Origin of the sequence: Enterobacteriaceae endosymbiont of Donacia bicoloricornis (genome assembly GCF_012567955.1) — a bacterium.
Lineage (GTDB): Bacteria > Pseudomonadota > Gammaproteobacteria > Enterobacterales > Enterobacteriaceae.
On sequence record NZ_CP046186.1, the window covers coordinates 441,623 to 452,342 of the forward strand.

Sequence of the window (10,720 nt, forward strand, 5' to 3'; positions counted from 1 at the left end):
ATTATTAACCGTGAATTGTTAATTAAACCATTAAAATATGTAACAAATATTATTAATAACAAATCTATATATTCAAATATTAATAATATTTTAATAGATATTTTAGATAATGGTTTAATTTTTTTTAAAAGTACTAATTTAGAAATTGAAATCTCATCTTTTATTAAAAATAAAAGTAATAAAAAAAAATATTCCATTATAATTGAAGGAAAAAAATTTTATAATATATGTCGTAGTTTACCTAAAAATCACGATATAAACATATCTTTTAGTAAAAATCAAGCTACTATTATATCACAAAATTGTTATTTTAGTATAGCTACTTTACCAGCAAATAATTTTCCTACTATAGATTTTATAAAACCTGATATAGAATTTAATATTAAACATAAAACAATAAAAAAATTTATATATGCTACTTATTTTTCAATAGCAGATAATGATGTAAGAAAATATTTAAATGGATTATTATTACAAATTAAAAATAATGTTTTAAATATCGTATCAACTGATGGACATAGGTTATCTATATATACTTATTTAATAAGTACAAATATTATTAATTATTATGCTATAATTCCTAAAAAAAGTATTTTTGAATTATCTAAATTAATTAAAAATACTGACGAATTAATTAATATTAAAATTAATAATAATAATATTTGTTTTATTTTTAATAACTTAAAATTTATATCTAAATTAATTGAAAGTAATTTTCCTAATTATGAAAAAATTATACCTAATTTTTTTTATAAAATTATAAAAATTAATCGTATAGAATTTAAAAATTCCTTAAATAGAATTTCTATTTTAGTTAATGAAAAAACTAAAGGAGTAACTTTATTAGTTAGTAATAATTATTTAAAAATATCTAGTACTAATATAAATAACGAAAAAGCAGAAGAAATATTAAAAATAGAAAAATATAATAATGAAAAAAAATATAATATTAATATATCTTTTAATATTAATTATTTAATTAGTGTTATTAATATATTAGAAAGTAATATGATTAAAATTTCTTTTATTGATAATATTTCTAGTATTAAAATAGAAGATGAATATAAAAAAAATAAAATGTATTTAATTATGCCAATGAAAATTTAAAAATACATTTTTTTTATAAAAATAGAGAGTTAAATTTGACAAATAAATATTATAATGCATCAAGTATTCAAATTTTAAAAGGATTAGATGCAGTAAAAAAAAGACCTGGCATGTATATCGGGAATACAGATGATGGTACAGGATTACATCATATGGTTTTTGAAGTTATAGATAATGCTATAGATGAATCTCTTGCTGGCTATTGTAAAAATATAAACATAATTATTCATAATGATAATTCTATTTCTATTATTGATGATGGAAGAGGAATTCCTACAGATATACATGAAGAAGCTAAAATTTCAGCGGCTGAAGTAATTATGACTATATTACATTCAGGAGGTAAATTTAACAATAAATCATATAAATTATCCGGGGGATTACATGGAGTAGGTATTTCAGTAGTTAATGCTTTATCTAAGAAATTAGAATTAATAATTAAAAGAAATGGAAAATTATATAAACAACTATATTATTATGGTATTCCTCAAACTAAATTAGAAAATATTTCTAGTAGTACTACTACAGGTACACATATTAGATTTTGGCCTAATTATCATATTTTTAAAAATATTCAGTCTTTTAATTATAAAATTTTATCTAAAAGATTAAGAGAACTATCATTTTTAAATTCAGGATTATCTATTTCAATAAAAGATATAAGAAATAATGAATTTAATTTATTTCAATATAATGGTGGAATAAAAGAATTTATAAAATATTTAAATAAAAATAATAATATTATTCATAATAATATTTTTTATTGTTTTAATAAAAATAGCAAAATTAGTATAGAAATTGCTATGCAATGGAATGATTCTTTTAAAGAAGAAATATATTGTTTTACAAATAATATACCTCAAGAAAATGGAGGTACTCATTTATCTGGATTAAAAGCCGCTATAACACGTACAATTAATCTGTATATAGATAAAGAAAAAAAATATAATAGAAAAAAAAAACATATTAATGTTACAGGAGAAGATACTCGAGAAGGATTAATAGCGCTTATATCTATTAAAATTTCAAATCCTAAATTTTCTTCTCAAACTAAAGAAAAATTAATCTCATCAGAAATAAAATCTTTAGTAGAAAGTTATGTTAATCAACAATTAATGTTTTTTTTATTAGAAAATCCTAACGATGCAAAAAAAATAATAGAAAAAATTATACATGCAGCAAAAATAAGAGATGTAGCAAGAAAAACCAAAGAAATAATAAAAAATCAAAATATTTTTAATATATCCAGATTACCAGGAAAATTATCTGATTGTCAAGAAAGTAATCCTAAATTATCTGAAATTTATTTAGTAGAAGGAGATTCTGCTGGAGGATCAGCAAAACAGGGAAGAAATAGAAAAAATCAAGCAGTTTTACCATTAAAAGGTAAAATTCTTAATGTAGAAAAAGCTGGATTTAATAAAATTATTTCTTCACAAGAAATTATTACACTAATTACGGCTTTAGGTTGTAATATTAATGAAAATGAATATAGTATAGATAAATTGAGATATCATAATATTATTATTATGACAGATGCAGATGTAGATGGAGCACATATTCGTACTTTATTATTAACATTTTTTTATCGTCAAATACCTCAAATAATAGAGAAAGGATATGTATATATTGCACAACCTCCACTATATAGAATTAAAAAAGGTAATAAAAAATTATATATTAAAAATAATGAAGAAATGGAAATTTTTACATTAAATATTGCTTTAAATAAAGCTATATTTTTTTTTAAAAATTCACAAAAAATTTTATCAAATAAAAAATTACTAATGTTAGTAAATGAATATAATTATGTAAAAAAAATTATAAAATTTTCACAATATATTTTTTCAAAAAAAATATTATTTGCATTATTACATAATATAAAATTAGAAAAATTGGATAATTTTAATAATGTTAATTTATGGTTAGATACTTTATTATTATTTTTAAATAAAAAATATATTAATATTCATTTTTCAGGAAAAATAAATAAAAATATAAAAAAAAATATTTTTGAACCTATAATTTACGAAAATAAATATGGTAATATAAATAAATATTTCTTTAATTATGATTTTTTTATTAGTCATGAATATAAAAAAATATGCTTATTAGGAGAAAAATTATTTTCTTTAAAAAAAAGAAAAATTTTTCGTGTAAAAAAAGGAGAAAAATATAAAAATATTAATTCTTTTGAAGAAGGTATTGAATGGTTATTAAAAGAATGTAAAAAAAAATTTACTATACAAAGATACAAAGGATTAGGTGAAATGAATCCTAACCAATTATGGGAAACAACTATGAATCCTTTAACTCGTAATATGTTACAAGTTACAATTAAAGACGCAAAAAAAGCAGATAAATTATTTTCAACTCTTATGGGAGATGAAGTAGAACCTAGAAGGTTATTTATAAAAAATAATGCATTAAAAGTAATTAATATTGATATTTAATCAAGTATTTAAAAATAAAAATTTTTTTATAAAAAATTAATAGTTATCTAAATCAATAGATTTGAATTTTTTATCTATATTTTTTTCATAACTATCTATAATTTTTTTATTTATTAAACCTTTTTCAATTTCTCTTAATGCTAAAATGGTTGTTTTATCATTTTTTTCTGGTAATAAAGGAATTTTTCCTTTAATTTGAATTTGCCTAGCTCTTTGAGCTGCTATTATAACTAAATCAAATCTATTACCTATTTTTTGTACAGCTTTTTCTACAGTAACTCTAGCCATAATAAATATTCCATTTATTTTGTAAAATAAATAAATTAATTTATTTATTTTATTTAAAAAACAATATTAGTTATATTATCATATATTTTAATATTAAAATATTTTATAAAAAATATATTTTTTATATTAAAGGAAATTATTATATGAATTTAAATTGTATTCCTTCCGGAAAGAATATTCCTCATGATATTAATGTTATTATTGAAATATCTTCTAATTCTAGTCCAATAAAATATGAAATTAATAAAAAATACGGAATATTATTTGTTGATCGTTTTATCAATATACCTATATTTTATCCATGTAATTATGGATATATAAATAATACATTATCATTAGATGATGATCCATTAGATGTAATGGTAATTACAAAATATCAAATTATACCAGGATCTGTAATTAGATGTCGTCCTATAGGTTTATTAAATATGATAGATGAAGCTGGAGATGACAAAAAAATAATTGCAGTACCTCATGATAAAATTTCACAAGAATATTCTTCTATTAAAAAAATAGAAGATCTATCTATTTTCTTACAAAAACAAATTATATATTTTTTTAAACATTATAAAGATTTAGAACAAAATAAATGGTGTAAAGTAGATAGTTGGGGTAATGCTTTCCAAGCAGAAAATGAAATTTTACTTGCTATTAAAAGATTTAAAAAAAATAACAGTTATTAATAAATTTCAGTTATTGTTCTATTTTATTAATTAAAATAGTTTTTAAAATTTTAATATATTTTTTACGAAAAATTTTAATAAAATATTACTTATATTATAATTTTTATTAAGGAAAAAAAATGTCTAAAATAATAAAAATAATAGGTAGAGAAATTATTGATTCTAGAGGTTATCCAACTATTGAAGCAGAAGTACATTTAGAAAATAATATAATTGGACTTGCATCTGTTCCTTCTGGGGCATCAACAGGATCTAAAGAAGCAATTGAATTACGTGATGGAGATAAAAAAAGATTTTTAGGTAAAGGTGTTTTAAAATCAGTTAACATAATTAATAAAATTTTAAATAAATATTTAATCAATCAAAATTCATTGGATCAAAAAAATATTGATGAAATTATGATTAATTTAGATAATACTGAAAATAAATCTAATTTTGGAGCTAATACTATTTTAGCAGTTTCTTTAGCTAATGCTAGAGCTGCTGCTTTATTTAATAAAATTCCATTATACCAACATATTAGTAATATTAATGATACTAAAAAAAAACTTTTTATGCCAATACCAATGATTAATATTATTAATGGAGGTAAACATGCTGATAATAATTTAGATATACAGGAATTTATGATACAACCTATTAGTGCAAAAAATATAAAAGAAGCTATACGTTATGGCGCTGAAATATTTCATCATTTATCATTAGTACTTAAAAAAAGAAAACTAATTACTTCAGTTGGAGATGAAGGAGGATATGCTCCAAACTTATACAGTAATAGTGAAGCATTTGATATAATATCAAATGCTATTTATAATGCAGGATTTATTCTTGGTAAAGATATTACTTTCGCTATTGATTGTGCTGCTTCAGAATTATATTCTAATAAAAAATATCATTTAAAAAGTGAAAACATAAATTTTTCTTCAAAAGAATTTACCAATTTTTTATCTAATTTAATAAAAAAATACCCCATTACTTCAATAGAAGATGGATTAGATGAAAATGATTGGGATGGATTTATTTATCAAACAAAAATATTAGGAAATAAAGTTCAGTTAGTAGGAGATGATTTATTTGTTACAAATCAAAAATATTTAAAAAAAGGAATTAAATATAAAGTGGCTAATGCAATTTTAATAAAACTAAATCAAATAGGTTCTCTTACAGAAACATTATCTACTATTAAAATAGCTAAAAAAGCAGGATATAAAATTATTATTTCACATAGATCCGGAGAAACAGAAGATACTTTTATTTCAGATTTAGCTGTAGGTACAAATGCTGATCAAATTAAAACCGGTTCTATGAGTCGTTCTGATAGAAATGCAAAATACAATCAATTAATTAGAATTGAAGAAAAATTATAAGTAATTTTTTTACTATGTTGTATATTATTCAACATAGTAAAATTTTATTTAATAAAATTTCAAATATAAAATGAAAATATATACAGAAGAAAAAATAATTTTTTGGTTAAAAAAACAAGGTTTTTTTGCTAAAAATTTATTAAAAATTTCTTATTTATTAAATTTTATTAATTTATGTTTATTAATAATACAAAATTGGATTTTATCTAAGCAAATACAAACTTTTTTCTTAAAAGAAAATAAAAAAATAATTTTTTATAATTATGTAATATTATTTTTATGTTTTATTATAAAGACATTTTTAACTATTATAATAAATAAAATAAATTTTTATTATAGTGAAATAATAAAAATTTCTATTAGAAAAAAAATACTAAATAAATTTACATCTAGATACTATGAAAAATTAAAAAGTCAAACAATTGGATCTGATATATCATTAATTATAAATCAAGTAGAAAACTTACAAGATTATTATAATAAATATATACCTCAGTTATTTAATGTAAAAATAACATCATTATTAATTTTAATTAATATATTTTTTATTAGTTGGATTATAGATTTAATAATGATTATTATTAGTATAATAATTATTTTTTTTATAATAATAATTGGAGAAAAAACCACAAAAAAAAATAAGAAAAATTTTAAAATATTATCCATTTTAAATGGATTATTTTTTGATAGATTAAAGGGTATAGAAACTATTAGATTATTTAATCTTTATAAGATAGAAATAAAAAAAATTTCTTTTTATATTGAAAAATATAGAAAAAAAAATATTGAAATATTAAAAATTATTTTTTTAACTTCAGTTATTTTAGAATTTTTTTCTTCTATTTCTTTAGCTTTTATTATTATGTATTTTAGTTTTATATATTTACATATAATAAATTTTGGTTTTTATAATAAAGAAATTAAGATATTACATAGTTTTTTTATATTAATGTTAATTTCTAAATATTTTCAAAATTTTAGTAATTTGGGAATATTATATCATATTAGATCTAAAGCTATTGGTGCAGCTGATAATATTATAAAATTATTAAATAATAAAATTTATATTTTTTTAAAAAAAAAACAATTTTTTTTGAAAAAAATAAATAAACTAGAAATAATAGCAAAAAATTTAATTGTTAAAAATAAAAAAGGTAACGTATTAATAGGTCCTATATCTTTTAAAATTTTTTCTGGAAAAAATATAGTTATTACTGGTGATAATGGTTGTGGGAAAACAACATTATTTAATGTTTTTTTAGGTCTTTTACCATATAATGGATCATTAAAAATTAACAATATTGAATTTAAATATATAAATTTATATAGTTGGTATAAAATAATATCATGTGTTAAACAAAATCCTAAATTACCTGCTATAACAATTAGAAAAAATTTATTTTTTAATAAAAAAATAAATGAATCTAAAATAAAAAAAATTATTAAAAAAATTGGGATAAAAGATTTTTTAAAAAAATTACCTAATGGAATAGATAGTTCTTTATGTAAAGAAGGGATATATTTATCAGTAGGAGAATTACAAAGAATAGCTATTGCTAGAGCTTTAATAAAAGATCATATAATATTATTATTAGATGAACCAATATCTAATATTGATATTAAAAGTCAATATGATATTATTAAATCAATAAAAGAAAATAACTCACCCACTAAAATTAGTATAACAATTACACATAAAATATGTCAAATAAATTATTATAATGAAATATGGTATATGAAAAATGGAAAAATTATTAAAAAACATATTTTAAAATTAACAGAAAATAAATAATTTTTTATTTAAAAAGAGTATTTTAAAATGTTTTATATATTTTATTTTTTAAAAAATTATAAAAATTATATTAAAAAAATTTTTTTAGGAATTATTTTATCTATAATAAATAATTTAATGAATTTATTTTTATCTATAACTTCTGGATATTTACTAACACATACTTTTTTAGTAGGTATTAAAAATAACAAAATATATTATAATTATATTATACCCTCAACCATTATTAGATTAATTTCAGTAATAAAAATCATTACTAAATATTTTGAAAAAATAATTCAACATAATAATACTTTATATTTTTTAAAAAATTTAAGAATTTTAGTTCTAAAAAAAATATTTCCTTTATATCCATCTAATTTAATCCTAATAAATAATATTGAAATATTAAATATATTAATTGCAGATATTGAAATATTAGATTTTTTGTATTTACGAATAATTACACCTTTTTTAATTATAAGTATTATTACTTTACTAATTTTATTATATTTAAGTATATTTAATATATTTTTTTTTATGATTTTATTTATTAATATAATAATATTAACTATATTTTACCTTTTTTATTTTTATAAAAAAGGTAAAATAATAGGAAAAAAAAATATAAATACAAAAAAAAAATATTATTATGTAATAAATAATTTTTTATCACATTATAATGATTATCAAATATTTGAAGGAATAAAATACATATCTAGTAAAATTACTATTTTAGAAAAAAAATTAAAAAAAATACAATTAATAAAAAATAATTTTAATATTTATTCAGAATTATTAATAAATATTATTACTGATATTAATATATTATTATTATTAATATATAATCATATATATTTTGATAATATAAAATTACAATATAAAATTATATTATTTATACTATTTCTAATAACTTTTTCACAAATATTATTTCCTTTAAATAATATTTTCCAAAATATATATGAAATATTGTTTTCAGCTAAAAAAATTTTTAATATATTAGAAATAAAGAAAAGTATTAATTTTATAAATCAAAAAAAAAATAATAAAAATTACTATTTGGAATTAAACATAAAAAATTTATATTTTTATTATAAAAAAAATTATCCATATATATTAAAAAACCTATCTTTATATATAAAAAAAAAACAAAAAATAGCTATTACAGGATATAATGGTTGTGGAAAATCAACATTATTTATGTTATTAACTAGAGCATGGGATCCAATAAAAGGAAAAATTTATTTAAATAAATATAATTTAAATAAATGGGATTTATTATCATTAAGAAAAAATATCAGTGTTTTACCTCAAAAAATATATTTATTTAGTGACACATTAAAAAACAATATTTTATTAAATAATCAAAATAACTTAAATATAAGCGATAAATATTTAATAAAAGTTTTAAAATTAGTTGGTTTAAAAAATTTATTAGATAAAAAAAATAATTTAAATATATGGATGGGAGAAGGAGGAAGAATCTTATCAGGAGGTGAATTAAAAAAATTAGGAATAGCAAGAATTATACTTCATAATGGAAATTTAATTTTATTAGACGAACTTACAGAAGGATTAGATATAATTTCATCTACTAAAATTATTAATTTAATTTTATCAATTTTCCAAAAAAAAATAATTATATTTATAACACATAATATTAATATTATGAAAAAAATGGATTGTATTTATTTTATGGATGATGGTTTTTTCGTTGAAAAAGGAAATTATAAAAGTTTGGTAAATAAAAAAGGATATTATTGGAATTATATAAAAAATAATATAAAATCATAATTATGATTTTTTATTTATTTATATAAGGAAAGACCATGTCAAAAGAAGATAATATAGAAATGCAAGGTGTGGTATTAAATACATTACCAAATACTATTTTTCATGTAAAATTAGAAAATGGACATATAATAACAGCTCATATTTCAGGCAAGATGAGAAAAAATTATATTCGTATATTAACTGGAGATAAAGTTACTGTAGAATTAACACCATATGATTTAGAAAAAGGAAGAATTATTTTTCGTAGTCGTTAATAACGAAATTATTATTTTTTAATAATGAATTTATTATTAAATTAATTAATTTTTTTTGAAATTAATTATTTATTAATAATTCTTGTTTGTTTAAGAATCTTTGTGCATCTAATGCTGCCATACAACCTGTAGCTGATGATGTAATTGCTTGTCTGTAAGTATTATCCATAACATCACCAGCGGCAAAAATTCCAGAAATACTTGTTTCTGTAAAATAAGAATTATTTTTATTAGTAATAATATAACCATTTTCATCTAATTTTAATATTTTTTTAAATAAAATACTATTAGGAATAGTTCCAATTAATATAAAGATTCCATATAATGGGATTATTTTAATATTTTCTTTATATAAAGAAGAAATTTTTATTCCTGTTACTCCTACACTATTACCTAATATTTCTGTTACTATATAAGGAGTATGTAATACTACTTTATTAGTATTTATTAATATTTTTAATTTTTTAAGTAATATTTTTTCAGCAGTAAAATTATTTTTTCTATGAATTAAATGTACTTTAGAAGCAATTTTTGCTAAATATAATGTTTCTTCTATTGCAGAATTACCTCCTCCTATAACAGCTACTGTTTTATTACGATAAAAAAAACCATCACAAACAGCACAAGAAGAAATTCCTTTTCCTATAAATTTTTTTTCGGAATTTAAACCTAAAAATTTTGGATATGATCCAGTAGCAATAATTATACTATTACAAATATATTTAAATAAATTACCTTCCACAATAAAAGGTGATTTATTAAAATTAATAATTTTTACTATTGTATCATTTATAATATTGGTATTAAAATATAGTGCATGATTATATAATTGATTCATTAATTTCTTTCCAGTTATTTGTGGAAAATTTCCTGGCCAATTTTCTATATTAAAAGTTTTTGTTAATTGTCCTCCAATATCATTTCCTGTTACTATAATAGGATTTAAATTAGCTCTTGCAGAATATATTCCTGACGTATAACCAGCAGGTCCAGACCCTAAAAT

9 protein-coding genes are annotated in these 10,720 nt (G+C 18.2%); 7 read left to right on the plus strand and 2 right to left on the minus strand.

All coding sequences use genetic code 11. The annotated features are described in order from the left end of the window. Together dnaN and gyrB are read left to right on the plus strand one after the other, a co-directional pair. Positions 1–1,107 (plus strand): DNA polymerase III subunit beta (gene dnaN, locus GJU03_RS02145; RefSeq protein WP_168919035.1); only part of this gene is annotated, 1,107 nt, incomplete at its 5' end. A 35-nt stretch (positions 1,108–1,142) separates the two neighbouring features. Then, on the plus strand, positions 1,143–3,560 hold the full coding sequence (gene gyrB, locus GJU03_RS02150; protein ID WP_168919036.1) for a DNA topoisomerase (ATP-hydrolyzing) subunit B: 2,418 nt from the start codon (positions 1,143–1,145) through the stop codon (positions 3,558–3,560). Positions 3,561–3,596: 36 nt separating this feature from the next. Here gyrB and rpoZ read toward each other — a convergent pair whose 3' ends face one another. Beyond that, positions 3,597–3,848: a DNA-directed RNA polymerase subunit omega gene (rpoZ, locus tag GJU03_RS02155; RefSeq protein ID WP_168919037.1), complete on the minus strand. Its 252-nt coding sequence runs from the start codon at positions 3,846–3,848 to the stop codon at positions 3,597–3,599. Positions 3,849–3,991: 143 nt separating this feature from the next. Here rpoZ and ppa point away from each other — a divergent pair, with 143 nt between their 5' ends. The 5 genes from ppa (at position 3,992) to infA (ending at position 9,717) form a co-directional block, all read left to right on the plus strand. Beyond that, positions 3,992–4,531 (plus strand): inorganic diphosphatase, encoded by a 540-nt coding sequence (gene ppa, locus GJU03_RS02160; RefSeq protein WP_168919038.1) that lies wholly within the window; start codon positions 3,992–3,994, stop codon positions 4,529–4,531. Positions 4,532–4,650: 119 nt separating this feature from the next. Next, positions 4,651–5,898: a phosphopyruvate hydratase gene (gene eno, locus GJU03_RS02165; protein ID WP_168919039.1), complete on the plus strand. Its 1,248-nt coding sequence runs from the start codon at positions 4,651–4,653 to the stop codon at positions 5,896–5,898. A 70-nt stretch (positions 5,899–5,968) separates the two neighbouring features. Next, the gene (locus GJU03_RS02170) at positions 5,969–7,690 is read left to right on the plus strand and encodes an ATP-binding cassette domain-containing protein (RefSeq protein WP_168919040.1); all 1,722 of its coding nucleotides are present in this window, start codon (positions 5,969–5,971) and stop codon (positions 7,688–7,690) included. 27 nt (positions 7,691–7,717) lie between these two features. Then, positions 7,718–9,463, plus strand: coding sequence for an ATP-binding cassette domain-containing protein (locus tag GJU03_RS02175; protein ID WP_168919041.1), 1,746 nt, complete (start codon positions 7,718–7,720; stop codon positions 9,461–9,463). Positions 9,464–9,498: 35 nt separating this feature from the next. Continuing rightward, complete coding sequence (gene infA / locus GJU03_RS02180) at positions 9,499–9,717, plus strand: translation initiation factor IF-1 (RefSeq protein ID WP_168868203.1); 219 nt, start codon at positions 9,499–9,501, stop codon at positions 9,715–9,717. A 61-nt stretch (positions 9,718–9,778) separates the two neighbouring features. Here the strand turns inward: infA and trxB are convergent. Beyond that, a partial coding sequence (trxB, locus tag GJU03_RS02185; RefSeq protein WP_168919042.1) for a thioredoxin-disulfide reductase occupies positions 9,779–10,720 on the minus strand: 942 nt, incomplete at its 5' end.